Raw genomic sequence first — 24,825 nt, forward strand, 5'->3', positions numbered from 1 at the left:
GATCAGTCCGCCGAGCCGATCGAGGAGTCGTACCCCTGCGCCATCCAGCGCGTGGACGACGGCGCGAACAGCAGCACCAGTCCGGCCAGCGCGACCAATCCCAGCGGGATACCGAATTGCGGCTGATGACCTTTGATCATGTACCAGGACACCGGCAGCAGCAGGATCTGCGCGATCACCGCGATCGCCCGGCCCCAGCGACGTCCGAGGAACAGCCCGATCCCCGCCGCCAGCACCGCGCCGCCCAGAATCAGGAACCACGCCGCGGTCCCGTACGCACTCACCTTGCTCTGATCCGCACCCGACAGACCGCGCACGACCAGCACGACCGCGACGATCACGCCGACCGTGCCCTCCAGCGCCGCCAAGGCGCCCGCGCCGCGCACCGTCCCCGGCGCCCCCGCTCGCGCGCCGCCCTGCTCGACGACCGGGTCGTCGTCGTGCCCGTCCGAGTTCTGCTTCGCCACGCGCCCAGCCTACGACCCGGCCCAGACGGATCACGACCAGGGAATCCGACCGGACGCACGGCCGGGGCACGGATTTCGGACAAGCGGTCAGTAGGCTCTTCGCGTGCGGACGTTGCTGATCGTGAATCCGAATGCCACCTCCACCACATCGGCCACCCGCGATCTGCTGGCCCATGCGCTGGAGAGCCGGACCCAGTTGACCGTCGCGCATACTCAGCACCGCGGCCACGCCGCCGAACTGGCGCAGTGGGCCGCGACCAACGAGATGGACCTGATCGTCGTGCACGGCGGTGACGGCACGGTCAACGAGACGATCAACGGATTCCTGCCGCTGCCGCAGATCGATGACGGCCAGGCGTGGAAACCGCGCCTGGGCGTCATCCCGGGCGGGTCCGCCAACGTGTTCGCGCGCTCGCTGGGCATCAAACCCGATCCGGTCGCGGCGACCAACCAGCTCATCGATCTGGTGTCGCTGAACAAGGATCGCCGGATCGGCCTGGGCCTGGCCGATGATCGCTGGTTCACCTTCACCTCGGGCGTCGGCTTGGACGCCGACGTCTGCGAGGCGATCGATGCGAGCCGCGCCAAGGGCCACGCGGCGACTCCGGCCCGCTACGTCCGCACGACCGTGCGGGAGTTCTTCCGCCACCGGCGGGCCGAACCGTCGGTGACGTTGCACGTTCCCGGGCACGAACCCGCCCGCGGGGTCTACTACGCGTTCGTGACGAACACGACTCCGTGGACCTATCTCGATTCCACCCCGGTACACACCAATCCGGGCACGGCGTTCGAAACCGGTCTCGGAGTGTTTGCCATGCGGACCATGGGGGTATTGCCCACTCTGCTGATCACCCGGCAGTTGTTGGCCGCCGAGGGAAACCCGCAGGCCCGCAGCTTATTTCGGGACGACGACGTCCCGTCGGTGCGGATCGAGGCCGACACGCCCATCGGCTTGCAAATCGATGGCGATTTCATCGGCCGCCGCAACGTGGTGGATTTCACGGCGGTGCCGCAGGTCCTCGATGTGGTCGCGCCGCAGCCGGGTGTGAGCCGACACAACTGAGAAACCTCCCAGTTGTGCTGCGAAAACCGACTCGAGCGGGTAGAAAGGACCCCGCAGTCCCCGTTAGCGGGGTCTTAGGCGTGAGCTTCCCCACGGTGCACCACAAAGCTATTGACATCTACGGTGTTCGTGAAAGCATTCACAAGCAACCGTGCGGAAACATTCGAGTCGCACAAGTGAACGAACCACAAACTCACGGCGCCTTGCGGCGCCCAGCAAAGGAGCAGAGGAATGGACTGGCGCCACAAGGCCATCTGTCGCGATGAGGACCCCGAGCTGTTCTTCCCGGTGGGTAACAGCGGTCCTGCACTCGCGCAGATTGCCGATGCCAAGCTGGTCTGCGCCCGCTGCCCCGTCACTGCTGACTGCCTGTCCTGGGCCCTTCAGTCCGGGCAGGACGCCGGCGTATGGGGCGGTATGAGCGAAGACGAGCGGCGCGCGCTCAAGCGTCGTAATGCGCGGACGCGCACCCGGGCCGTCGTCTAGGACGACGGTCGGCGTTACGGCCACCGCGAACGCTCGCAGCAGCCCCGGCGCGTAACGCACTTCGGCCCGGCACCCGTGAGGTGCCGGGCTTCATTGTCTCCGAGGCATTGTCTCCGAGGCCGGATATCGCCGGTCCGGACAGCACTTCCCAGTGGATCTCGGTCGCACCGCCACTCCCCGTCGCGGCACAGGCATATCCGTCACCCGCGTCACATTCGACGGACCGCAGTGGCACAGTCCAATCCGTACATTTCGGCCTCGGTATGCACCGGAATGGCAGATACCGTGCCGCACAAAAGGACCGGACGGAAATTCCGGGCAGCAATCCAATGCACCAGCGGAAATGCTCGTGCTTTGCGCCGCACGACAAGTCCCGTAAACGCGAAATGCCCGGTAAGGACCGCAAGCGCACGCCGAGCAATCACACGACGTGCCCGACACACCCGGCACCGGGGCGATCCTCAGCCCGACCGCACCTTGGCAACGCCGACACCGAACGCGGGCGGTGGTGCGGGGGCTGGGCCCGCATCCCGTCCTGGCCGCCCGCACCGGCCGCTCCCCGACTGCCAGCGACAAGCCGGTGCACACCTCCCGCCCCGTGTGCCCATCGCGCGACGGATCCGTCGGCAAGCACCTCTCGGTCCGCCGGATCATCAGGTAAGTAGCCCAGCGGCAAAGGTTTTCGGCACGCGCCGCAACAAAGCCCCACCCAAGCGCAGCACCCCGAAGACCGCCGCACCCAGCGTCGAAACCTCCCCATCACACCCGAAGCCGCCCGCGAAGCAAAGGCTCAACAAGGCCAGCCCAAGACTTCCAGCGCGAGCCGCACCGAAGCGAAGCGAAGCGAAACAAGGCGAGGCGAAACGAAACGAGGCAAGGCGAGGCAAGGCGAGGACTGACGCGCCCAGCGGCGAAGCGTCCCTGTCCCGCTGGTAGTCGCCCGCGAAGCGAAAGGCTCAGCAAGACCAGCCCAAGGCTTCCAGCGCGAGCCGCACTGAAGCGAAGCGAAGCGAAACAAGGCGGCGAGGCGAAACGAAACGAGGCAAGGCGAAGCGAGGCGAGGACTGACGCGCCCAGCGGCGAAGCGTCTCCGTCCCGCTGGAAATCGCCCGCGAAGCGAAAGGCTCAGCAACGCCGCCCCAAGGTTTTCGGCGCGGGCTCGTCGTTCAGCCCTCGAAGCGCATGGCCGAAGGCCGAGTCTCGAGGGCTGAACGACGAGCCTTACAGCGCCGAAAACCCCGCCGCAGCGAAGCGGAGGCCGAAAGTACAGCAGCGAAGCGGAGGCCGAAAAAACACAGCATTACCGCGTGCGGCGGCCCAGTGGGACCCGCAGGACCGCGTCGGTGCCCACGTCGGCGCCCGGATGCAGGCCGATGGAACCGCCCAATTCAGCGGTGACGAGCGTGCGGACGATCTGCAGTCCCAGCCGGTCCGACCCCTCCAGGCTGAAACCGTCCGGCAATCCGCGGCCGTCGTCGCCGATGATCACGTCCAACCAGCGGGCCGAACGTTCCGAGCGGATCGTCACCGTACCGTTCTCCCCGGCGTCGAAGGCGTGCTCGATGGCGTTCTGCACCAACTCGGTCAGCACCATCACCAGCGGCGTCGCGCGTTCGGCGGAGAACACACCGAGCGAACCTTCCCGGCGCACCTTGATCCGTGCGGTGTTGACCGTCGCGACGTCGGCCATGATCGGCAGCAGACGGTCCACGACCTCGTCGAGATCGACTTCCTCGTCCACCGACATGGACAACATCTCGTGCACCGAGGCGATCGAGGTGACCCGGCGCACCGATTCGGTCAGCGCGAGGCGCGCCTCCTCGTTCTCGGTGCGACGCGCCTGCAGCCGCAGCAGCGCGGCCACCGTCTGCAGATTGTTCTTCACCCGGTGGTGGATCTCACGAATCGTGGCGTCCTTGGACAGCAGCGCGCGATCGCGGCGCTTGACCTCGGTGACGTCCCGCACCAGCACCGCGGCCCCGGCCAGCTCACCGTGCGGGCGCAGCACCAGGGTGCGCAGCAGAACCGTCGCCCCGCGCGCCTCGACCTCCATCCGGCGTCCGGACTTACCCGCCAGCGCGGCCTGGATATCGCTGACGACCTCCTGAGCGTCGAACGGGTCGGTGATCAGCGAACGTGTCGTCTGGGCCAGATCCTGACCGTCCAGATCGGCCTGCAGCCCCATCCGGTGATAGGCCGACAGCGCGTTCGGGCTGGCGTACCGCACGATGCCGTCGGTATCGAGCCGGATGAAGCCGTCCCCGGCGCGCGGGCTCGAATGCGAACCGGTGCGATCCTCCAGAGTCGGGAAGGTGCCGTCGGCCATCATCTGGCACAGATCGTCCGCACACGCCATGTACGCGATCTCGAGATTGCCGCGAAACTTGGTGCGCTGCATCTCGATATCGCGGCCGAGCACCGCGATGACATCCTCGCCGACGCGCACCGGAATCGCCTCCAGGATCACGTGCGCCGGATTCGGGTGGTAGACACCGGTCTGTTCGTCGTCGGTGTCGACGCGGACGATCGCACCGGTGCGCAGCGCCTGGAAGATGTGCGGATGATCGGCCCGAGAGGCCAGCGAGCCGACCAGATCCTCCGGATGCACGGTGGTCGCGGTGGTCGGGCGGCACTGGGCAACGCACACCACGTCGGCGCCGTCGGCGACCGGACCCACACCCACCCACAGTTGCAGGTCCGCGAACGACAGATCCGCCAGCAGCTGCCAGTCGCCCACGACGCGTTGCAGATGGTCGACGGCCGCACCCGGCAGGTCCGTGTGCTCGGCGAGCAGATCACTCAGAGTGGACATGGGCTAGACCGCCTCCCCGCAACATTTGCGTGCCGTCGTGCACGACGAAACCCGCGCGTCGGGCCGACGGTTGAGCATGCACTCATCCATTGGGCGTTCCCCGTGAGTTACCCATGTACTTACGAAATCGGTTATCACGCGGCCAGCCCTTCGCGCTCAGGAAGTCTGTCGACCACGAACTAGGAGATGACCGCGATCAAGTCGCCCTTCTGCAGGACATCACCCGGCTTGACATTGATCGAGGTGACCGTGCCGGGCCCCTCGGCGACAACGGGGATCTCCATCTTCATCGACTCCAGCAGGACAAGAGTGTCGCCCTCGGCCACGGCGGCGCCCTCTCGCGCGACGATCTCGAAGACGGTGGAGACCATCTCCGCGAGCACTTCCTCAGCCATGGCGCCCTTCCGAAGTTCGACGTGATCGACCAGCTGACGATATAGCCAACCACACATGGAACAATGTCTTTCGATCAGAAGGGAGAAATCATGGGAAAGCGTGGTCGTAAGAAGCGCAGCCGCAAGGGAAACGCGGCCAACCACGGCAAGCGTCCGAACAGCTGAGCTGCAAATTCGGCGTCGTTCAGCACTCGGGACTCGGGCTCCGCCCATGCGCTTCGAGTGCTGAACGACGAGTCGGCCGCGAACGTCGCTGGTGAGACGCGCCCTCGTGTAGCTCTGTGATTCGTCAGTTGTTCACTGACGAAGACTCAGGACTCGGTGGTGGTCTCGGTGACGCTGATCGAGCGGCGGATCTCCACGGTCAGGCGTTCGCGCAGCGAATCGGGCGCGCGGTCGCCGCCACACTTGCGGTTGAGCAGCCGCTTGAGCTTCTCCTCCAGGCCGTACGCGTCGATGCACGGCGAGCAGGTCTCCAGATGGTGCTGCAAGCGCTCGCGGGTGGCCTGATCACATTCGCCGTCGAGCATCAGCCAGACATCGGCGAGGACCGCCGTACAGTCCAGCTTCATATCCGCATCCCCCTCGGTACCCTGCTCGCTGTGCTCCTGCCCACTCACTGGGTGACCTCCTGACGCGCCCCGTCCCCCGCCTGGTTTCGATCGAACCCCCGCTCGTGGGCCACACCGGCGAGCAGCCCCTTGAGCTGCTTGCGACCGCGATGCAGCCGGGACATGACCGTGCCGATCGGAGTGCCCATGATCTCCGCGATCTCCTTGTAGGGGAAGCCCTCCACGTCGGCGTAGTACACCGCCATCCGGAACTCCTCGGGAAGTTCCTGCAGCGCGGCCTTGATGTCATCGTCGGGCAGCGCCTCGAGCGCCTCCATCTCCGCCGAACGCAGACCCGTCGAGGTGTGCTCGGCCGTGGCGGCCAGCTGCCAGTCGGTGATCTCCTCGGTCGGGTATTGGGCGGGCTGCCGCTGCTTCTTGCGGTAGGAGTTGATGTAGGTGTTGGTCAGGATCCGGTACAGCCAGGCGCGCAGGTTGGTGCCCTCGCGGAAGGACCGGAAGCCCTGGTAAGCCTTGGCGAAGGTCTCCTGCACCAGATCCTCGGCGTCGGCGGGGTTGCGAGTCATCCGCAGCGCCGCGCCGTAGAGCTGGTCGAGCAACGGGAGCGCGTCGCGCTCGAACCGCTGCGCCAGGTCGGCGGGGTCCGCGGGCGCGGGCGACTCCTGCGCCGCGGCATCACCGCCCGAATTGCGAGTCTCGGCCGCACCGTCCAGGCGATCGGCCGCCAAATCGTCGTCGCTCGTCACGCCCATCCCTTCGATCGCCGTAGTCACAGAATCTACCGTGAGCGATGTGGGCAGCGAGAATCCGGTGACGGGAAGCACCGGTATCTCGGTGAGCTCCGCGGACGACGCGGTGCGCACGGGGCGTTCGTCGATCAGAACCGTCACCGGCAGACTCCTTCGGTTCTCACGGAATGGGATGCGTATGGCTTGCAACATGCGCGGGAGTCACTGTGTTCCCGCGACGTCGGGCACACCACTCGGCCGGCTCGGACGCCCCATCCTAGAGTGACCGGCATGGCAGCCCCGACCCCCGCGATCCGCGCAGTGACCCAGGCCGAGGTGGCCCATCGCGTGCATACCTATCCACACGACCCACGCAATGATTCGTTCGGAGCCGAGGCGGTTTCGGCCCTGGCCGAACGGCTGGGTGTGCAGGCCGGACAGATCTTCAAGACGCTGGTGATCGAATTGTCCGGCGGCTCGGGCGCATCCGGGTTGGCGGTCGCGGTGCTGCCGGTCCCGTCGACGCTCTCGCTCAAGGCCGCGGCGGCGGCGCTGGGCGCCTCGAAGGCGGCCATGGCCGACAAGGCCAAGGCCGAGCGCACCACCGGTTACGTTCTGGGCGGGATCTCGCCGCTGGGGCAGAAGCGGGCGCTGCCGACGGTGGTGGATATTTCCGCCCTGGAGTGGGATCGGATGCTGTGCAGCGCCGGACGACGCGGTCTGGAGATCGAACTCGCTCCCCGAGATCTGGTTCGACTCACCGCGGCGATCACCGCGCCGGTCACCGCGACCTGAGCCGCCGCAATCCGGACAACTCGGACGGCGTGGCCGTTCTACCTGGGCCGATGGAATGTCGCATCACTCGCCTTGCGAATCCGCCGCACTCTGACACATACTTGCTAAGTACAACTAGTTGGGAGATTCAAGCAATTGACTGTTTCAACCAGCGTTGCGGCTCCCCGAGGAGGGCGTCCATGGAACACGACGAGGCGATCGACGTCATCGCCCTGCAACTGATCCGCCTGGGCCGAATCCGGGAGCGCACCAACGCTCAGATCGCGGCCGCATCCGGAGGTGAGATCGAGGCCGCATCTTACTCGATCATCTTCCGGCTGCTCTACGACGGCCCGATGCGCTCGGGTGCGCTGGCCGAGTTGCTGTATTCCGACGCCTCCACGATCAGCCGCCAAGCCGCCGCGCTGGTCAAACGCGGACTCATCGAGCGTCGCGCCGATCCGGCCGACGGCCGCGCCAGCGTCCTGGCCGTCACCGACGCCGGCCGAGAATTGGCCGCGGCGCTGCGGCAGCGTCGCAACGCGATGCTGGACAACGTCCTGAAAGACTGGAGCGATGAGGAACGCACGGTCCTCGGACAGATGATGCGGCGCTTCGTCGACGACTACGAACAGGCGCGCGAGAGCATCCTCACCCTGCATCCGAAAGATGCCGTACCGGACAAAATGGCGGGCGACCGCACCGGAGACGCATAGCGCCGGCCCACCCTGCGGCGCTGAGCCCCCGAGAACACGCACGGCCACGGTGACGAATCGCGTCAATCACGGGCGGCGCCGCTCGCAGTGCGTTTACTCGAAGGGCCCGTTCCGCCGATCCGAGGATGTGATGCGCATGTTCCACCGACAGTCCGTTCGTACCCTGATCATCGCCCTGTCCGGCGGTGTGATCCTCACTCTCGGCGCCGCCGCCAACGCCGCCGCGGCGCCGCAGGGGAATCCCGACTATCCCCTCGGCGCACAGAACGAGACCCCCGGACACCCGGACACCGGTGATCTCAACGACCAGGCCAAGAGAGCCGAGGACCTCGGCGGGGATATCGTCACGCAGATGATCGATATGAGCGCGCATCTCACCAAATGCGGCCTGAACCTGATCGTGCCGAGCGTCCGCTGCGACTGATTCCGGCGGACCCGGCGAATCACAGCAGGCTGGTCTGACCGGGTTGATCCTCGACCCTGCTCAGCAGTTCGGGCCCGTTGTTGCGAACGCTGTTCACCAGAGGTGACACCTCCCGCACCACGATATCCGAAACCCGTTCCAGCCCAGGGGTTTCCAGCAGTTCATGCGGTGCGGGACGGTCCGGGTCGAGCCAGGCGGACCACTGTTCGCGTGGCATTATCAGCGGCATCCGGTCGTGGATCGCGGCCAGATCGCCGACCGCGTCGGTGGTCAGGATCGTGCAGGACAGCAGCGGATCCATCGTCTCCTCGGCGCGATCACGCCAGATCGACCACAGACCGGCCATATACAGCGGCGAACCGTCGGCCCGGGACATGTAGTAGGGCCGTTTGACGGCCTTGCCCCTGACCGTCGGGTCACTGTCCACGACCCACTCGTACCAGCCGTCCATCGGCACCAGGCAGCGGCGTTTCTTCACCGCGTCCCGGAAGGAGGGCGCCTCGGCGGCGCGGTCCGCGCGTGCGTTGAACAGCGGCTTCCCCTTCGCGGGCACGCCGGGCTCGGCCGCCTTGGTCCACACCGGGATCAGGCCCCAGCGCATGCGCCGGATACGCAACCGCGCGGCGTCGTCGGGATGGTCGTGATCGTGCCGCTCGACCACTGTCAGCACCTGGTTCGTCGGCGCGACGTTGTAATCGGGCGCGGCGGGCGCATCGCCCGTCTCATCGATCGCATCGAGTTCGGCCGCCAGACGGCCCGGATTCACCGTGGTCGCATATCTGCCGCACATGTGGTCAATGGTACTGAGGCGCAAATCCCACCGGAGCGGAGCGGAGGCCAATACAGTTGGCCGGAATTCCATGTGATGGCGGGTGACTTCATATCTAAGCTGTTCATATCTAAGCTATGAGAACTTCATGCAATCACTTTCTCACTAGGGGTCGCCGAAACCATGTCCACCACCGAGCCGACAACCGCCCGACGGACCGTGCTGACCTCGGTCAACCCGGCCACGGGCGAGGTCATCGACACGCATCCGATCGCCGACGAGCAGGCCGTGGCCGCGGCGGTCGCCAAGGCCCGCACCGCCGCCGGGAGCTGGGGTGCGCTGAGTTACGCCGACCGCAAGCGGTATCTGCTGCGATGGGCCACCCGGCTGGTCGAGAAATCCGACGAGCTCTGCGATCTGATCCACGCGGAAAACGGCAAGACCCGTGACGACGCGTTCCTGGAATTGATGCTCACCCTCGAGCACATCTCCTGGGCCGCCAAGAACGCCGAGAAGGTGCTGAAGACCAAGAAGGTCTCCCCCGGCGCGCTGATGTCCAACTTTGGCGCGTACATCGAGCAGCGTCCGCTCGGCGTGATCGGCGTGATCGGCCCCTGGAACTACCCGATCTACACCCCCAACGGCTCGATCGCCTACGCCCTGGCCGCGGGTAACGCCGTGGTCTACAAGCCGAGCGAATTCTCCACCGGCATCGGCAATTTCGTCGCCCAGGCCTTCGCAGAGGCCAATCCCGAACTGCCGGACGGGGTCTTCACCACCATCAACGGCTACGGCGAGACCGGCGCGGAGCTGGTGCGCGCCGATATCGACAAGATCGCGTTCACCGGATCGGCGGCCACCGGCAAGAAGATCATGGCCGCGGCGGCCGAACGGCTGACCCCGGTGCTGCTCGAATGCGGCGGTAAGGACGCGGTGATCGTCGCGGCCGACGCCGACGTCACCGCCGCCGCCGACGCGGTCGCCTACGGCGCGACCATGAACAGCGGCCAGACCTGCGCGGGCGTCGAGCGCGTCTACGTGGACGCCTCGATCCGCGACAAGTTCGTCGCCGAGGTCAAGCGGATCCTGTCCGACGTGCACCCCGGCTCGGACGGCAAGGCCAGCTACGGCCCGATGACCATGCCCAGCCAGATCGATATCGTGCGCCGCCACATCGAGGACGCGCTGAACAACGGCGGCACCGCGGTTCTCGGCGGCCTCGACTCGATCAAGGGCCCGTTCATCGAACCGGTGGTGCTGGTCGACGTGAACGAGGACTCCGCGGCCGTGCGCGAGGAGACCTTCGGCCCGACAGTCACCATCCGCACCGTGAACAACATCGACGAGGCGATCGAGTTGACCAACAACTCGACCTATTCGCTGGGTTCGACCGTATTCTCCCGCAAGCACGGTCTCGAGATCGCCCGCCGGATCAAGGCCGGGGCCACCTCGGTCAACGCGGTGCTCGGTTTCGCGGCGATCTCGGCGCTGCCCTTCGGCGGCGGCCGGGACTCGGGTCTGGGCCGCATCCACGGCGCGCCCGGCCTGCTGGAGTTCACCGCGCCGCATTCGATCGCGGTGCAGCGCTTCACGATTCCGGGTATGGCGCTGCTGAGCTACTCGCGCACGCAGAGCACCATGAAGCTGTTGCGCCGGGTCGTGCCGCTCCTGCACGGACGCAACAAGTAGCCGCGTCCGGGTGGCCGGTGGAAAACACCGGCCACCTGCGGTCCGGGCTATCATTTCGGCATGTCAGTGCCATCCGTCGAACCCGACCTCCCCGAGACCATGACCTGGGAGGAACTGGAGCGTCTTCCGGAAGAGATCGCCTCGCAGATCGAGCTGTGGAATGGTCATGTGGTGTGGGCGCGGCGGGGGCCCGGGGAGCATCAGATCTTTACCGGTCGTCTGTGGAGCGGCCTCGAACGCTGTGCACGCAAAGACATGTCGACCCAGAAGGAACATTGCTGGCGTGCCACTTTCGAGACCAACGTCTTCTTCGGTCGAACGGGGAAATCCGACTTCATGACCCCTGACTTCCTGGTACACCGATGTCTCGACGCCCCGTACCAGGATGTCCGCTCCGGCGATGTGGTGCTGGTCGGAGAGGTGCTGTCCCCTTCCAACACTATCGCGGACATCCAATCGAAGAAGGTTCGCTACGCCGACGGTGGAATCCCCTGGTATTGGGAGGTCGAGCTCGCACACGAGGACAGCGCGATCAATACAGTGCGCGCCTTCGCCCTCGAGACCCGCCCCGGCCAGCTCCCGGAAGGCGTCCAAGCGCTGCATCAGGCCAACTACATCCTCGTCGGCGAATGGACCCACGCCCACGAGAACGGCGTGGAGATCAACCATCCGTTCCCCATTTCCATCCCGTGGTCCGAACTCGAGTTCTGATCCAGGCCACGATCGGTGAACTCTCATAGGCCCGCGACGATTTCCTCGTCGTGGGTTTGTGCGTTTACTGCGAGTTCGTGACCATGCGCATGCCGAATCGGCCGATAGGCGAAGATGGTGGGGTGAGTCTCTGGCCAGCGCCCCATACCGAGCACCCCGTCCACGCGACCGTGACCCTGCCCGGGTCCAAATCCATCACCAACCGGGCCCTGATCCTCGCCGCGCTCGCCGATCGGCCCTCGACCATCACCGGGGCGCTGCGCAGTCGCGACACCAACCTCATGATCGCGGCGCTGTGCGCGATGGGGGCCGAGATCATCGGGGACGCCGACACTCTCGCCGTCACCCCCGCCGAGTTGACCGGTGCGACCGTCGACTGCGGACTCGCCGGGACCGTCATGCGCTTCCTGCCTCCGGTGGCGGCGCTGGCCCACGGTGACGTCGCGTTCCACGGCGACGACCAGGCCGCGCTGCGGCCGCTGCGCACCATTCTGGATGCGCTGCGCGGGCTCGGCGTCGCCATCGACGGCGACACCCTGCCGTTCACGGTGCACGGCGCGGGCGGACTGCGCGGCGGATCGGTGACCATCGATGCGTCGGGCTCCTCGCAGTTCGTCTCCGGACTGCTGCTGTCCGCGGCCCGCTTCACCGAGGGGCTGACGGTGCATCACGAGGGTGCGCCGCTGCCCTCGATGCCGCATATCGAGATGACCGTGCAGATGTTGCGGCAGGCCGACGTCGAAGTCACCGCGCCCACCGACCCGCGCCGCGAACAGGTCTGGACGGTCGCGCCCGGACCGATCCACGGCGTGGACTGGGAGGTCGAACCGGATCTGTCCAATGCGACGCCGTTCCTGGCCGCGGCCGCGGTGACCGGCGGTGAGGTGACGATTCCGCACTGGCCGCAGCTGACCACGCAGCCCGGGGACGTCATCCGGGAGATCCTGGTCCGGATGGGCGCCGAGGCGCGCCGCGCGCACGGCAAGCTCATCGTGCGCGGACCCGATCGGCTGGCCGGGATCGATATCGATCTGCACGACGTCGGCGAGCTCACCCCGACGGTGGCCGCCCTTGCGGCGCTTGCCGATTCGCCGTCTCGGTTGCGCGGGATCGCACATCTGCGCGGCCACGAGACCGACCGGCTGGCGGCGCTGTGCACCGAGATCAACCGGCTCGGCGGCAAGGTCACCGAGACCGATGACGGGCTGACCATCGAGCCCACACCGCTGCAGGGCGGGCCCTGGCACTCCTACGCGGACCATCGGATGGCCACCGCCGGGGCGATTCTGGGGCTGCGTGTACCCGGTGTCCGTGTCGAGGATGTCGGCACCACCGCCAAAACCCTGCCGGATTTCGTAACCTTGTGGGAGACAATGCTTTCCGATGAGGGCGCGAAGCCTGCCGGCGACGCGGCGGGGTCGGCGCACTGAAGCGGCGCGAGTACGACGAGTCCGATGTCCGGGTACGTCCGGGCCGGGGCTCGCGGCCGCGCACCAAGAATCGGCCCGAACATCGGGACGCGCGCACGGCGATGGTCACCTCCGTCGATCGCGGGCGCTGGAGCTGCGTGCTGGACGGAGATCCGGATCAACCCATCATCGCGATGCGGGCGCGCGAACTGGGCCGCACGCCGATCGTGGTGGGCGATCAGGTCGACGTGGTGGGCGATCTGTCCGGTAAACCCGACACCCTGGCCCGCATCGTGCGGGTCGCCGATCGCGCGACGGTGTTGCGGCGCACCGCCGATGACACCGATCCGTACGAGCGGATCGTGGTCGCCAACGCCGAACAACTGTTCATCGTCGTCGCTCTGGCCGATCCCCCGCCGCGCACCGGATTCGTCGAGCGCGCCATGGCCGCGGCGTATGCCGGTGGGCTGGAACCGATCCTGTGCCTGACCAAACATGATCTGGCCGCCGAATCCGAATTCGCCTCCGCCTTCGACGATCTGGATCTCACCATCGTCTACGGCGGTCGCGACGACCCCCTCGACGCGGTGCACGACCTGTTGCACGACAAACTCACCTGCCTGCTCGGCCATTCCGGCGTCGGCAAGTCCACGCTCGTCAACCGTGTTGTCCCCCAGGCGGATCGAGCCGTCGGCGACGTATCCGGCGTCGGCAAGGGCCGCCACACGTCCACTCAGTCCCTGGCCCTGCCGCTCACCGGCGGCGGCTGGATCATCGACACCCCCGGCATCCGTTCCTTCGGCCTCGCCCACATCACCCCCGACGACGTCATCCAGGCCTTCGCCGATCTCGCCGAGGCCATCGAAGACTGTCCCCGAGGCTGCACCCACCTGGGCCCACCCGCCGACCCCGAATGCGCTCTGGATGAACTCCCGGGCAAGGAACGCCGAGTAGCCGCCATCCGCCTACTGTTGGTCGCCCTCAACTCCAACGACCCGTGGGTGGTGGGCAACGGCTGACCGACCGGCGAGCACGCCCCCGGGAATCCGCCGGCTCGGGCGACAGCTCACAGCCCGATTCCATGTCGGCCCAATTCCATGCCGGGTGCAGCTTCCATGCCGGTGCAGCACATTCCGTCAGTGCCACACCGGCACTCCCGGCTGCGGCCACGCCGCACCGCATCAGCGCTCGCGCCGCACTGCCTTCCTCATGCTGCGAACGGGGTGATGTCCGGGGCGCAGTGCGCTGCGGAGCTCGGAAGTTGGCCTGACGCAAGGTAATCCGATACGGCCCGAACTGCGCAGGTTGAGCGGTCGGTTGCGATATGGCCCCAGCCTTCGGTGATCAGGAGGCGACTGCCGGGTAGGTGTGCGGCCAGGTCGATCGCGCCGGGGAGTGGGGTCGCGGGATCGAAGCGGTTGTTGAGCAAGAGGACCGGATTCGCGGTGTGGATATCCCAGGGGCCGGTGTAGCGGTCGGTGGATGATGCCGGCCAGAAGGCGCAGGGGCTGGTCTCGTAGGCGCGTAGTGTCGCGAAATCCGGTGCCGGCCCTGCTCGTCGCGCGCTCGCCGCCCACCAGGCCGGCGCGAAGTGAGGCAGCGCGGTGTCGTTGCAGGTGAAAGCGTAGAAAGGCGGTGCGACGCTCCCTGCGTAGGGGCTGTTGAAATCAGCCTCGGCAGCCGTGCGGACGAGGTCGATGTGCGCCGTCGCGGGCCCGCTGGACAGCTGCGCCTGGTAGATCCGGTGCAGCGCGACGGCGAGTAGCGGCCAGTTCACCGGCTGATAAAGGAAACCGCCGAGCGAGTAGATGAACTGCTCGTAGGTCATCGAGAAGGGGACTCCGTTCGGACCGCTCAGGGTGACTGGTTTCGCGCGCAACGAGGCCAGCAGTGCCGGGTACGCCTTCCACGGGTCGTCGGAGGCGAAGGCGCAAGTCTTTCCCTGGGCGCACAGCCGAAGAAATTCGTGCACGACCTCTTGGCTCCCCACGTCGGAGCCCATTCGTTCGGAGAGCGTCGAACCGGCCGCGGCACTGGTGGTCCGCACCGGATCCTCGACGCTGTCCAATACGAAGGACCCCACGCGTTGCGGGAACATCGCGGCATAGACCGCACCGAGCGCGGTGCCGTAGGACTGCCCGAGATAGTTGAGCCGTGACTCGCCCAGCGCGGCTCGCACGGAATCCAGGTCACGGGCGACCGTGGCCGTCGAGAGATGGTCGAGCAGACTGCCGCTGTGCCGTCGGCAGCCGACGGCGAATTCCGCATCCTCGGCCGCTCGCTGCGCGATCTCCACCGGACTCTCCGGCACCAGCGGCACCCCGGCCCCGAACGCGGCGGCGGCCTGATCGGAATCGAAACACCGGACCGCGGTCGCGGCCCTGCCGACACCTCGCTGATCCACCGCGACGATGTCGTACCGGTCCCGGACCCGCTCGTCCCAAGGAGCCCGAAGCTGCCCGGCCACAATCGAATTCAGGTAATCGATCGAGGAGTACCCCGGCCCGCCCCGATTGATCACCAGCGTCCCGAGCCGCTCTCCCGGCCTGCGGGCCGAAACCTTCGCCAGCGCGATCCCAACTCGCGGACCACCCGGATCGCCGTAGTCGAGCGGAACCTCCATCGTGGCACATTCGATTCGCGAGTCCGCCACGCACTGCTGCCATTTCACCGCCGACACCGGCCCGGCGACGGCCGTCACAGCCGATACGACCGACCAGAAGAACATCGCGACAACGGCAATACACGCACTACGGTGCGCCCCCCTGAACTTCGACACCTCGCGGAGCCTACCGCAATCCGAGCCATCGACGAGGTTACCGCGTCGAGATGAGCGCTCCCCCAGCTCGTTTCACGATCACATCTCGCTCAGTGCCACACAACAGGAACCTCCGGGGTTTCCGCTACGCACGAGAGAACGAGAACGCCCGCTCCGGTACGGAGCGGGCGTTTTCGCGAAATCCGCGAAACTACCGGCGGCGCTTGGACTTCGGGGAGCGTTCGCCTCGGGCCTCGTTGCGGGCGGCCTCGCGGCGTTCGCGACGGGTCATGCCGGTGTCCTCGGCGGTGCCGTATTCCTGGGCATCGCTGCGGCGGGCGGCGTGACCGTCCTCGTCCGGGCCGGAATAACTCAGGCCGCGCGGACTGGAGGTGTCGATTCCCTTGGCGCGCAAGGGGGCCGGAGCCGCGGTGCCGTTGGTCTGGGGGGCGTCGACGAGAGCGCCCACCGGGGAGCGCAGGCCCTGATCGATCGCACTGCCCTGCGGCTGCTGCGGCGCCTCGAACTCGAACTTGGCGTTGAACAGGTAGTGGACCGACTCCTCTTTCAGACCCTCGAGCATCTGGGAGAACATGTCGTATCCCTCACGCTGATACTCCACGAGTGGATCGCGCTGGGCCATCGCGCGCAGGCCGATGCCCTCCTTGAGATAGTCCATCTCGTAGAGATGTTCGCGCCACTTGCGGTCGAGCACCTGCAGCAGCACCTGATGCTCGAGGGTGCGGGTACTGCCCTCGCCGACCAGGTCGTCGATCTCCTTCTCGCGCTGCTCGTAGGCGGCGTGAGCATCCTCGAGCACGGCGTCGAGCAGCTCCTCGCGGCTCAGCTCGCCGATCTCGTCGTGGTCGTTCTCGCCGGTCAGATCCTTGTAGTCGATGGTGATCGGGTACAGCGACTTCAGCGCCGTCCACAGCTTGTCCAGATCCCAGTCCTCGACGTAGCCATCGGCGGTGGCGGCGTTGACGTAGGCGGTGACCACGTCGGTGATCATCTCCTGCACCTGGCCGTCCATATCCTCGTCGCTCAGAATGCGCTGACGCTCGTCGTAAATGATCGTGCGCTGCTGATTCATCACCTCGTCGTACTTCAGCACGTTCTTGCGGATCTCGAAGTTCTGCTGCTCGACCTGGGTCTGCGCGCTCTTGATGGCCCGCGAGACCATCTTGGCCTCGATCGGCACGTCGTCGGGCAGATTCAGGCGGGTCATGATCGATTCGAGGGTCGCGCCGTTGAAGCGCCGCATCAACTCGTCGCCCAGCGACAGATAGAACCGCGACTCACCCGGGTCGCCCTGGCGGCCGGACCGGCCACGGAGCTGATTGTCGATACGCCGCGACTCGTGCCGCTCGGTGCCCAGCACGTACAGGCCGCCCGCCTCGCGCACCGCCTCGGCGTCCTCGTCGACCTCCTGTTTGACCTGCTCGAGGGCCGAGTGCCAGTGCGACTCGTACTCCTGCGGGGTCTCCACCGGGTCCAGCCCCTGCCGGCGCAACAGCAGGTCGGCCAGGATGTCCGGGTTGCCGCCGAGCACGATGTCGGTACCGCGACCGGCCATATTCGTCGCGACGGTGACCGCGCCGGGCCGCCCCGCCTCGGCGACGATCTCCGCCTCCTTCTCGTGGAACTTGGCGTTGAGCACGTTGTGCGGGATACCGCGCTTGGTCAGCAGTCCGGACAGGTATTCCGAACGCTCCACCGAGGTGGTACCGATCAGGACCGGCTGGCCCCGCTCGTACCGCTCGGTGATGTCGTCGGCGACCGCGGAGAACTTGCCCTCCTCGGTCTTGTAGATCAGATCCGCCTGATCCTTGCGGATCATCGGCTTGTTGGTCGGAATCGGCACCACACCGAGCGAATAGGTCTGATGCAGCTCGGCCGCCTCGGTCTCGGCGGTACCGGTCATACCGGCCAGCTTGTCGTAGAGGCGGAAGTAGTTCTGCAGCGTGATGGTGGCCAGCGTCTGGTTCTCGGGCTGGATCTCCACGCCCTCCTTGGCCTCGATGGCCTGGTGCATGCCCTCGTTGTAGCGACGGCCCACCAGAATGCGGCCGGTGAACTCGTCGACGATGATGACTTCGCCATTGCGGACGATGTAGTCCTTGTCCCGGACGAACAACTCCTTGGCCTTGATGGCGTTGTTCAGGTAGCTGATCAGGGGCGAGTTCGCCGCCTCGTACAGATTGTCGATGCCCAGCTGATCCTCGACGTACGCGACGCCCGTCGTGCTCACGCCGACGGTGCGCTTCTTCAGGTCGAATTCGTAGTGGAACCGGCCATCGATCTCCGACGTCCGCTGCTGACGCTCCTGGCTGGTCATCGAGGTGGTGTCGATGCCCTTCATCTCCGGCGCCATCCGCGCGAACTCGGTGTACCACTTGGACGCGGTGACATCGGCCGGGCCGGAGATGATCAGCGGCGTGCGGGCCTCGTCGATGAGGATGGAGTCGACCTCGTCGACGATGGCGAAATAGTGCCCGCGCTGGACCAGGTCGTCCTTCGAGTGCGTCATATTGTCGCGCAGGTAGTCGAAGCCGAACTCGTTGTTGGTGCCGTAGGTGATGTCGGCCGCGTAGGCCTCCTTGCGCTCGGCCGGGGTCATACCGGACAGGATCACCCCGACCTCGAGGCCGAGGAACCGGTGCACGCGGCCCATCCACTCCGAGTCACGCTTGGCCAGATAGTCGTTGACGGTGACGACGTGCACGCCGTCGCCGACGAGAGCGTTGAGGTAGGCGGGCAGCACACAGGTCAGGGTCTTGCCCTCACCGGTCTTCATCTCCGCGACGTTGCCGATGTGCAGGGCGGCACCGCCCATCACCTGCACCTTGTAGTGCTTCTGGTTCAGCACCCGCGAGGACGCCTCGCGGGCCACCGCGAACGCCTCCAGCAGAGTTTGATCCAGGAAATCCCGCTTGACCTGCTCGACGATGCGTTCCTGCTGCTCCTCGTCCTCGATGCCCTCGAGCGCCTCGGTGATGTCGTCGGCGAGACGGTCGCGGAACTCGTCCGTCTTGGCCTGCAACTCGGCATCGCTGAGATCGACGAACTCGTCCTCCAGGGCCAGGACCTCGTCTGCCAGCTTGGAGAGCCGCTTGACGGTGCGGCCCTCACCAAAACGTAGCAACCTCGTCAGTGTCAGCGCAGGCACGGGTCTCGTCAGTCCTCTGGTCGGTGTTGTCGTCTTGCGTTGCTTACATCCTGTAGTACCCCGCACGGGCGGGATCCCCGATGCGCGGATGCGCAGCAAGGTTCATGGTAATGCGCAGCCCATGGTATGCGTCGCGCGGCGGAGCGAGCTGGACGCGGGCCCGCGATGTGTATGGAAAGGAGGATGTGGACGGAAACGAGTGCGAGACCTCAGCGCAGGCGCAGTGCGCTCACACGCCAATCGCCGCGTTTCACGGCGATGCGGGCCGCGACCGCGAATCTGCGGCCCCCACGCTCGTACCCGCCGAAAACCTCCGCCGCACCCGTTCCGGCGGCTGCGACGCGCACGCTGACCAGCACAGCCGAACCCAGGCGGCGCTCGCCGCCGCCGGTGCGCACCAGCGTCTGCACCGCCGCGACCACGGCGGGTTCGGCCAGCGGACGCAGCTGCGCCGCACTGCGGCGCCCGTCCAGCACCTCGAGTACCAGCCGTAGCGCTCGCTCGGCGAATTGCTTTGCGGCCGAATGGTTTTCATCCACATGAACCGGCGATGCCGACCGCCCGTCGTGCGGAGAGCGACGAGACGTTCCATACCGCCGCACCCCGCCCGCACACGGCGCGCCCACCGGTCGCATCGCACTGCCCGGCCGCGCCGGAATGCCCCCTGCGCACTCCAGCGGCGGCTCGAAAGCCGGCGCATCCACCAGTGACCGGTCCGAACCGGACGTGCCGGTATCGTTCCGAGGTCCGAACATTCCGTCTTCCCCCTGCTTGTCGGGTCCCCTGGACACGGACCGAAATAGCATGCCATGTGCTCGACCGGCGGTACGGGATTTCCCCCAGCTATCGCGACATGTCCCATACACAGCTCCGAAAGTTTTGGTGCGGATCACAATGGAGCGAGTATCGAAAGGGGCACCGGTCAGCGTGATCATGAGACTGTCACCGCAGGATGCGTCGTTCTACCGGCTCGAGACGAGCAGCAACCCGATGCACATCGGCTCGCTGGCGATCCTGCGCGCGACCGACGGGCCCTGCGGACCACTGGACTACGACCGCCTGCTCGACCTGGTGTCCAGCCGCCTGCCGCTGGTGCCGCGCTACCGCCGCAAGGTACGCGAGGTCCCCTTCGAACTCGGTCGTCCGGTCTGGGTGCAGGACAGCCGGTTCGACCCGACCTACCACGTGCGCCGCGCGACGCTGCCCGAGCCGGGTTCGGATGAACAACTGCGGGAGCTGGTCGCCCGGCTGTCCTCACGCCCGCTGGACCAGACCCGTCCGCTGTGGGAGATGTACCTGATCGAGGGCCTCTCCGAGGATCGCTGCGCCATTTTCACCAAAACGCATTCGGCACTGGTGGACGGCAGTTCGTCCTTCGAAATCGGTCATGTGATCTTGGACAACTCTCCGTCCCCGCGAGAGATCGCGGCCGAGGCCTGGGTCACCCGGCACGAGCCGGGCGAGGCGGAACTGCTGGCCATGGCTGTGATCGATCTGGCCACCCAGCCCGCCGAGGCGCTGGACGTGCTGCGCCGCGCCGGGGCCGATGCCTTCTCGTTCGTCGACGCCGCGGGCAAGGCGGCCGGGCGGGTGGTCACCGCCGTGCGCACCGCCGCGAGCGGAACGCCCGTCAGCCTGTTCAACGCGCCCACGTCCCGCGATCGGCGTTTCGAGGTGGTGGCCACCGATCTCGACGACTACCGCACTATCCGCAGGGCCTTCGACTGTTCCATCAACGATGCCATCCTGTCCGTGGTGACCGGCGCGCTGCGCATCTTCATCCAGTCCCGCGGCGAGGTGCTGACCGAGTCGGCGGCGCTGCGGGCGGTGGTGCCGATGTCGGTCTATGTCGAAGGGCGGTACGGGGATCGGCCGCGGCCGACCAGCGAGGTCTCCTCGTTCCTGGTCGATCTGCCGGTGGGTGAGCCGAATCCGGTGATCCGCCTGTCACACATCGCGCATGCCACCGAGGCCAATTCCCGGAATCATCGCGGAGTCCGGGCGCGTACGCTCGTGCACATGGCTGGCTTCGCCCCGGCGAGCCTGCACGCGATGAGCGTGCGCGCGGCGAGTACGTTCGCCGAGCACACGTTCAATCTGGTGATCACCAACGCACCGGGTCCGCAGCAGCCGATGTACATCGGCGGCGCGCGGATGCTGGAGATGTATCCGGTGTCGCCACTGCTGCGCAACCAGGCCACGAGTATCGGAATCACTTCGTACGACGGACGGGTGTTCTACGGTCTCAATGCCGATCGCGATGCGATGGCCGACATCGGCGTACTGTCCGCGGCGGTGCACGAATCCATGGAGGAGATGCTCGGTGCCTGCGTCCAGTGAAGCCGCGGCCGGAAAAGGCAAACTGCGGGTCTACATCCCGGCGACCGTCCCGATGCTGCGGGAACTGGTGGCCGATCGCGAGATCCGGGCGATCAACGACACCGCGTTCGCCGTCACACCGGCGTTGCGCGAGGCCTACGCCTCGGGTGACGACGAGGAACTGGCAGAGGTCGCGATGATCGAGGCGGGGCGGGCCGCACTGCGCCTGCTCGCCCAGGAGCGCGAGGCCGCACTGCTGGCCGACGAGTCCGCCTCCGACCCGGACGACGCGGGTGCGTCGAGTCCGGGCGACGCGGCAGCGGACGCCGCGGACGACTATTCCGCCCCCGTCTACCGCCGCGCGGTGATCGCCGCCGACGTCACCGGCGCCACCCTGCGCGCCGACCTGGACGACGCCGTGGTTCGTCTTTCCGCACCCGTCGCCTACAACCAGATCGCCTCGGTGCACGTCGATCTGGCCGAGGCCGAACCGGCGATCGCCAAGGCGGTGGACGTCATCGACGCCGCCGACATCGGCGACGAGGACGCCGAATTCGTCCTCGGCGACGCCGAGGACCACCAGCTCGCCTGGTACGCCGCCCAGGAACTCCCGTTCCTGCTCGAGCTGCTGTGAGAGACAGCTGTGACCAGCCACGGAACGGTGTGCGAACTTCGGTGAAACCTACCGCGCGCCGGGAATGGCAGCCCTAACCTACGATGCCGTAACCTTGGGCTCGTCAAGTGCGTCACCACCACGATCACAGGGAAATGAGCATTCGCACGATGGTCTCGAAATCGGTACAGGGCGTTCGGGCATGGTTGGAGGCCCCGGTCGCCGAGGCGAAGATGGCCGGTCGCACCCGGCTCAACGCGTTGCGCGGCGTGGCCGCCCGGGTCACCACGCCGCTGCTGCCGGACGACTATCTGCATCTGATCAACCCGCTGTGGTCGGCGCGCGAGCTGCGCGGCCGCATCGTGGACATCCGCAAGGAGACCGCGGATTCGGTCACGCTGGTGATCAAGCCGGGCTGGGGCTTCGATTTCAAATTCACTCCGGGCCAGTACATCGGCATCGGGGTACTGGTCGAGGGCCGCTGGCACTGGCGTTCCTACTCGCTGACCTGCCCGCCCGACTGGAGCGACGCCCCGGCCGACTCCCGGCAGCGGCTGATCTCCATCGCCGTCAAAGCGATGCCCGAGGGCTTCCTGTCCAGCCATCTGGTCAATGGCGTTCCCGAGGGCACGATCGTGCGGCTGGCCGCACCCCAGGGCGGCTTCGTGCTGCCCGAGCCACTCCCGCCGAAGGTGTTGTTCCTCACCGCGGGCAGTGGCATCACCCCGGTCATGGCGATGTTGCGCACGATGGACCGGCGCGGCGCCGTGCCCGATGTGGTGCACATCCATTCCGCGCGCACCGCCGATGACGTGATGTTCGGCGAGGAACTGCGCCGGATGCACGACCAGCACCCGAGCTTCACCTCGCATGTGAACCTTTCCGGTAAACAGGGCAAATTCGATCTGGCCACCCTGGACGAGCTGTATCCGGACTGGCGTGAGCGGCAGACCTGGGCGTGCGGGCCGCTGCAGATGCTCAACGACATCGAAACCCATTGGGCGACAGCGGGTGTCAGCGATAATCTGCACGTCGAACGGTTCGAGGTGGCACGGTCCGCGGTCGGCGAGGGCGGCACGGTCACCTTCGCGCGCACCGGTCGCACCGTCGCGGTCGACGGTGCCACCACCCTGATGCAAGCCGGTGAGGACGCCGGTGTGCGGATGCCGTTCGGCTGCCGGATGGGCATCTGCCAGACCTGTGTGGTCACCATTACCGACGGCCACGCCCGCGATCTGCGCAACGGCACCGAGCACCAGGCCGGGGAGAAAATCCAGACTTGTATTTCCGCAGCGGCGGGCGACTGCACACTCGACGTATAAACACTATTCACCAAAACCCGATATCCTCGGTGACGACATCCCATTGCAGCGCGTCCCGCTATCACTCCCATCCACGACGCGCTCAGCGAAGCGAGGCAACCCAGCACAGTGGCAATCACCGACATCAAGGCGTTCGCCCATCTGACCGAGACGGATATCGAGACCCTCGGACAGGAGCTCGACGCTATCCGGCGCACCGTCGAATCATCGCTGGGCGAGAACGACGCGAAGTACATCCGGCGGTCGATTCGCGCGCAGCGCATCCTGGAGGCCGCGGGACGAGTCACACTGTTCGCCGGTAGGCGGCGCACGGCGTGGCTGGCCGGTACGGCCATGCTGGCGATTGCCAAGATCATCGAGAACATGGAACTCGGGCACAACATCAGCCACGGGCAGTGGGACTGGATGAACGACCCGGAGATCCACTCCACCACCTGGGAGTGGGATATGACGGGCACCTCCGGGCAGTGGAAGCGCGCGCACAACTATTCCCACCACACCTACACCAATGTGCTGGGCCGCGACGACGATCTGGGTTTCGGCATCCTGCGGATGACCCGCGATGAGCAGTGGCGTCCGATCCATCTCATCCAGCCGCTGGCGAATCTGCTGCTGGCCGCCACTTTCGAATGGGGTATCGCCCTGCACGATTTGGGGGCGGAGAAAGATCAGCTGGGCGTCCCGCCCATGCAGTTGCTCTCCGAGCCGAACAAGGCGTTCGCACGCAAGGCCGGCCGACAGGTCGCCAAGGATTTCGTGATCCATCCCGCGCTGACCGGCCGGGGATGGAAACGCACCCTGCAAGCGAATGCGACCGCGAATCTGATTCGCAACCTGTGGGCGTACGCGGTGATCTTCTGCGGTCACTTCCCGGACGGCGCGGAGAAATTCACCGAGGAGCAGTTCGACAACGAGACCCGCGGCGAATGGTATCTGCGGCAGATGCTGGGCAGCGCGAATTTCACCGCGGGCCCGGCAATGGCGTTCATGAGCGGCAATCTCTGCTACCAGATCGAGCATCATCTGTTCCCGGACATTCCCAGCAGCCGCTATCCGGAGATCTCGGCGCAGGTACGCGAACTCTGCGACAAATACGATCTGCCCTATACGACCGGCTCGCTGGGCAAACAGTATCTGCTTGCATTCCGGACCATTCACAAGCTGGCACTGCCGGACCGGTATCTGCGCCGCACCGCGGACGACGCACCGGAAACCTCGTCCGAGCGCAGATTCGCCGCCTTGTCCCTGCACTGGCCGAGCGCCGAAACCCTCGTCGATCCCGAGACGGGCGAGCGTCGCGGTCTGCGATCGGCGATGGCCGAGGCGAAGGTGGCATTGCGCGAGCGGGCCCGCCAGGAGAAAGAGGCCCTGCGTGAGGCCAAGCTGGCCCTGCAGGAAAAGGCCCGGCAGGAACAGCAGGCGTTGCGGGAGGCCACCCAGGCGCTGCAGGACAAGGCGCGCGAGGAACAGCAGCAGTTGCGGCGACGGGCGTTGCGGGAGCGGGCGCTGTGGCGGGTGCGTCGCCGCCAGCGGTCGCGGCAGGTTCGATAGGCATATCCTGGTCACATTCACAATGCGGCGTACGCCACAGTTGTGAATCGATCCGGAGATAACCTACGGAGCCGTAAC

The 24,825-nt window shown here is 66.6% G+C and carries 23 protein-coding genes; 14 read left to right on the top strand and 9 right to left on the bottom strand.

The genetic code is table 11. From position 1 onward, the window contains the following. Window positions 1–2 precede the first annotated feature (2 nt). Window positions 3–386 (bottom strand): hypothetical protein, encoded by a 384-nt coding sequence (locus NV1_RS33355; protein WP_067900909.1) that lies wholly within the window; start codon window positions 384–386, stop codon window positions 3–5. A gap of 184 nt (window positions 387–570) precedes the next feature. Here NV1_RS33355 and NV1_RS33360 point away from each other — a divergent pair, with 184 nt between their 5' ends. Together NV1_RS33360 and NV1_RS33365 are read left to right on the top strand one after the other, a co-directional pair. Then, window positions 571–1,530: a diacylglycerol/lipid kinase family protein gene (locus tag NV1_RS33360; protein ID WP_067900756.1), complete on the top strand. Its 960-nt coding sequence runs from the start codon at window positions 571–573 to the stop codon at window positions 1,528–1,530. A gap of 231 nt (window positions 1,531–1,761) precedes the next feature. After that, window positions 1,762–2,016 (top strand): WhiB family transcriptional regulator, encoded by a 255-nt coding sequence (locus NV1_RS33365; protein WP_040827274.1) that lies wholly within the window; start codon window positions 1,762–1,764, stop codon window positions 2,014–2,016. 1,300 nt (window positions 2,017–3,316) lie between these two features. On the opposite strand, the gene NV1_RS33370 is transcribed toward NV1_RS33365, so the two are convergent. Continuing rightward, window positions 3,317–4,828 carry a sensor histidine kinase gene (locus tag NV1_RS33370; protein ID WP_067900759.1) on the bottom strand — a complete coding sequence of 504 codons (1,512 nt, stop codon included), beginning with the start codon at window positions 4,826–4,828 and terminating at the stop codon, window positions 3,317–3,319. A 179-nt stretch (window positions 4,829–5,007) separates the two neighbouring features. Beyond that, window positions 5,008–5,223 (bottom strand): biotin/lipoyl-binding carrier protein, encoded by a 216-nt coding sequence (locus tag NV1_RS33375; protein WP_067900912.1) that lies wholly within the window; start codon window positions 5,221–5,223, stop codon window positions 5,008–5,010. Window positions 5,224–5,313: 90 nt separating this feature from the next. Between NV1_RS33375 and NV1_RS47025 the strand changes: the two genes are divergently transcribed. Continuing rightward, complete coding sequence (locus NV1_RS47025) at window positions 5,314–5,388, top strand: 50S ribosomal protein bL37 (protein ID WP_110293457.1); 75 nt, start codon at window positions 5,314–5,316, stop codon at window positions 5,386–5,388. A gap of 146 nt (window positions 5,389–5,534) precedes the next feature. Here NV1_RS47025 and rsrA read toward each other — a convergent pair whose 3' ends face one another. Beyond that, window positions 5,535–5,795 (bottom strand): mycothiol system anti-sigma-R factor, encoded by a 261-nt coding sequence (gene rsrA, locus NV1_RS33380; protein ID WP_067900761.1) that lies wholly within the window; start codon window positions 5,793–5,795, stop codon window positions 5,535–5,537. A 44-nt stretch (window positions 5,796–5,839) separates the two neighbouring features. Continuing rightward, window positions 5,840–6,547, bottom strand: a complete 708-nt coding sequence (locus NV1_RS33385) for a sigma-70 family RNA polymerase sigma factor (protein ID WP_084526161.1) — start codon at window positions 6,545–6,547, stop codon at window positions 5,840–5,842. A gap of 267 nt (window positions 6,548–6,814) precedes the next feature. Between NV1_RS33385 and ybaK the strand changes: the two genes are divergently transcribed. The 3 genes from ybaK (at window position 6,815) to NV1_RS33400 (ending at window position 8,437) form a co-directional block, all read left to right on the top strand. Continuing rightward, window positions 6,815–7,318, top strand: coding sequence for a Cys-tRNA(Pro) deacylase (gene ybaK / locus NV1_RS33390; protein ID WP_067900764.1), 504 nt, complete (start codon window positions 6,815–6,817; stop codon window positions 7,316–7,318). A gap of 179 nt (window positions 7,319–7,497) precedes the next feature. Continuing rightward, window positions 7,498–8,013: a MarR family winged helix-turn-helix transcriptional regulator gene (locus NV1_RS33395; protein WP_067900766.1), complete on the top strand. Its 516-nt coding sequence runs from the start codon at window positions 7,498–7,500 to the stop codon at window positions 8,011–8,013. A 136-nt stretch (window positions 8,014–8,149) separates the two neighbouring features. Continuing rightward, window positions 8,150–8,437: a hypothetical protein gene (locus NV1_RS33400; RefSeq protein ID WP_157117529.1), complete on the top strand. Its 288-nt coding sequence runs from the start codon at window positions 8,150–8,152 to the stop codon at window positions 8,435–8,437. A 19-nt stretch (window positions 8,438–8,456) separates the two neighbouring features. Here NV1_RS33400 and NV1_RS33405 read toward each other — a convergent pair whose 3' ends face one another. Then, the gene (locus tag NV1_RS33405) at window positions 8,457–9,227 is read right to left on the bottom strand and encodes an SOS response-associated peptidase (RefSeq protein ID WP_067900772.1); all 771 of its coding nucleotides are present in this window, start codon (window positions 9,225–9,227) and stop codon (window positions 8,457–8,459) included. Between the two features lie 162 nt (window positions 9,228–9,389). Here NV1_RS33405 and NV1_RS33410 point away from each other — a divergent pair, with 162 nt between their 5' ends. The 4 genes from NV1_RS33410 (at window position 9,390) to rsgA (ending at window position 14,034) form a co-directional block, all read left to right on the top strand. After that, window positions 9,390–10,895, top strand: coding sequence for an aldehyde dehydrogenase family protein (locus NV1_RS33410; protein ID WP_067900776.1), 1,506 nt, complete (start codon window positions 9,390–9,392; stop codon window positions 10,893–10,895). A gap of 60 nt (window positions 10,896–10,955) precedes the next feature. Next, complete coding sequence (locus tag NV1_RS33415; RefSeq protein ID WP_067900778.1) at window positions 10,956–11,606, top strand: Uma2 family endonuclease; 651 nt, start codon at window positions 10,956–10,958, stop codon at window positions 11,604–11,606. Between the two features lie 89 nt (window positions 11,607–11,695). Further along, entirely contained in the window at window positions 11,696–13,036 is a 1,341-nt protein-coding gene (gene aroA, locus NV1_RS33420; protein WP_067900918.1) for a 3-phosphoshikimate 1-carboxyvinyltransferase, read from the top strand. Next, window positions 13,033–14,034 carry a ribosome small subunit-dependent GTPase A gene (gene rsgA, locus NV1_RS33425; RefSeq protein WP_067900781.1) on the top strand — a complete coding sequence of 334 codons (1,002 nt, stop codon included), beginning with the start codon at window positions 13,033–13,035 and terminating at the stop codon, window positions 14,032–14,034. The genes aroA and rsgA overlap by 4 nt, the downstream gene beginning before the upstream one ends. Window positions 14,035–14,222: 188 nt before the next feature. Here the strand turns inward: rsgA and NV1_RS33430 are convergent, their stop codons facing one another. The 3 genes from NV1_RS33430 to NV1_RS44075 all read right to left on the bottom strand — a co-directional run bounded on the left by NV1_RS33430 (window position 14,223) and on the right by NV1_RS44075 (window position 19,481). After that, window positions 14,223–15,794, bottom strand: a complete 1,572-nt coding sequence (locus NV1_RS33430) for an alpha/beta hydrolase (RefSeq protein ID WP_157117530.1) — start codon at window positions 15,792–15,794, stop codon at window positions 14,223–14,225. 190 nt (window positions 15,795–15,984) lie between these two features. After that, window positions 15,985–18,942, bottom strand: coding sequence for a preprotein translocase subunit SecA (secA, locus tag NV1_RS33435; RefSeq protein ID WP_067900786.1), 2,958 nt, complete (start codon window positions 18,940–18,942; stop codon window positions 15,985–15,987). Between the two features lie 209 nt (window positions 18,943–19,151). Beyond that, on the bottom strand, window positions 19,152–19,481 hold the full coding sequence (locus NV1_RS44075; RefSeq protein WP_157117531.1) for an Rv3235 family protein: 330 nt from the start codon (window positions 19,479–19,481) through the stop codon (window positions 19,152–19,154). Window positions 19,482–19,869: 388 nt separating this feature from the next. Here NV1_RS44075 and NV1_RS33445 point away from each other — a divergent pair, with 388 nt between their 5' ends. The 4 genes from NV1_RS33445 (at window position 19,870) to NV1_RS33460 (ending at window position 24,747) form a co-directional block, all read left to right on the top strand. After that, on the top strand, window positions 19,870–21,282 hold the full coding sequence (locus NV1_RS33445; RefSeq protein WP_157117532.1) for a WS/DGAT/MGAT family O-acyltransferase: 1,413 nt from the start codon (window positions 19,870–19,872) through the stop codon (window positions 21,280–21,282). A gap of 52 nt (window positions 21,283–21,334) precedes the next feature. After that, entirely contained in the window at window positions 21,335–21,895 is a 561-nt protein-coding gene (locus NV1_RS33450) for a DUF6912 family protein (RefSeq protein ID WP_174557510.1), read from the top strand. 134 nt (window positions 21,896–22,029) lie between these two features. Next, entirely contained in the window at window positions 22,030–23,196 is a 1,167-nt protein-coding gene (locus NV1_RS33455) for a ferredoxin reductase (RefSeq protein ID WP_373864683.1), read from the top strand. 108 nt (window positions 23,197–23,304) lie between these two features. Beyond that, a complete protein-coding gene (locus NV1_RS33460) occupies window positions 23,305–24,747 on the top strand; it encodes a fatty acid desaturase (RefSeq protein WP_067900794.1) in 1,443 nt (480 codons plus the stop codon). Window positions 24,748–24,825: the final 78 nt, after the last annotated feature.

Origin of the sequence: Nocardia vaccinii NBRC 15922 (assembly GCF_001613305.1) — a bacterium.
Taxonomy (GTDB): domain Bacteria; phylum Actinomycetota; class Actinomycetes; order Mycobacteriales; family Mycobacteriaceae; genus Nocardia; species Nocardia vaccinii.

Excerpts from the sequence above, each read along its gene's own strand:
- NV1_RS33450 (WP_174557510.1), top strand. The coding sequence starts at position 21,335 with ATGCTGCGGGAACTGGTGGCCGATCGCGAGATCCGGGCGATCAACGAC.
- aroA (WP_067900918.1), top strand. The coding sequence starts at position 11,696 with ATGCCGAATCGGCCGATAGGCGAAGATGGTGGGGTGAGTCTCTGGCCA.
- NV1_RS33370 (WP_067900759.1), bottom strand. The coding sequence starts at position 4,828 with ATGTCCACTCTGAGTGATCTGCTCGCCGAGCACACGGACCTGCCGGGT.
- rsrA (WP_067900761.1), bottom strand. The coding sequence starts at position 5,795 with ATGAAGCTGGACTGTACGGCGGTCCTCGCCGATGTCTGGCTGATGCTC.
- NV1_RS33400 (WP_157117529.1), top strand. The coding sequence starts at position 8,150 with ATGTTCCACCGACAGTCCGTTCGTACCCTGATCATCGCCCTGTCCGGC.
- NV1_RS33375 (WP_067900912.1), bottom strand. The coding sequence starts at position 5,223 with ATGGCTGAGGAAGTGCTCGCGGAGATGGTCTCCACCGTCTTCGAGATC.
- NV1_RS33415 (WP_067900778.1), top strand. The coding sequence starts at position 10,956 with ATGTCAGTGCCATCCGTCGAACCCGACCTCCCCGAGACCATGACCTGG.
- NV1_RS33410 (WP_067900776.1), top strand. The coding sequence starts at position 9,390 with ATGTCCACCACCGAGCCGACAACCGCCCGACGGACCGTGCTGACCTCG.
- ybaK (WP_067900764.1), top strand. The coding sequence starts at position 6,815 with ATGGCAGCCCCGACCCCCGCGATCCGCGCAGTGACCCAGGCCGAGGTG.
- NV1_RS33455 (WP_373864683.1), top strand. The coding sequence starts at position 22,030 with ATGAGCATTCGCACGATGGTCTCGAAATCGGTACAGGGCGTTCGGGCA.
- NV1_RS33385 (WP_084526161.1), bottom strand. The coding sequence starts at position 6,547 with ATGGGCGTGACGAGCGACGACGATTTGGCGGCCGATCGCCTGGACGGT.
- NV1_RS33365 (WP_040827274.1), top strand. The coding sequence starts at position 1,762 with ATGGACTGGCGCCACAAGGCCATCTGTCGCGATGAGGACCCCGAGCTG.
- NV1_RS33395 (WP_067900766.1), top strand. The coding sequence starts at position 7,498 with ATGGAACACGACGAGGCGATCGACGTCATCGCCCTGCAACTGATCCGC.
- NV1_RS33405 (WP_067900772.1), bottom strand. The coding sequence starts at position 9,227 with ATGTGCGGCAGATATGCGACCACGGTGAATCCGGGCCGTCTGGCGGCC.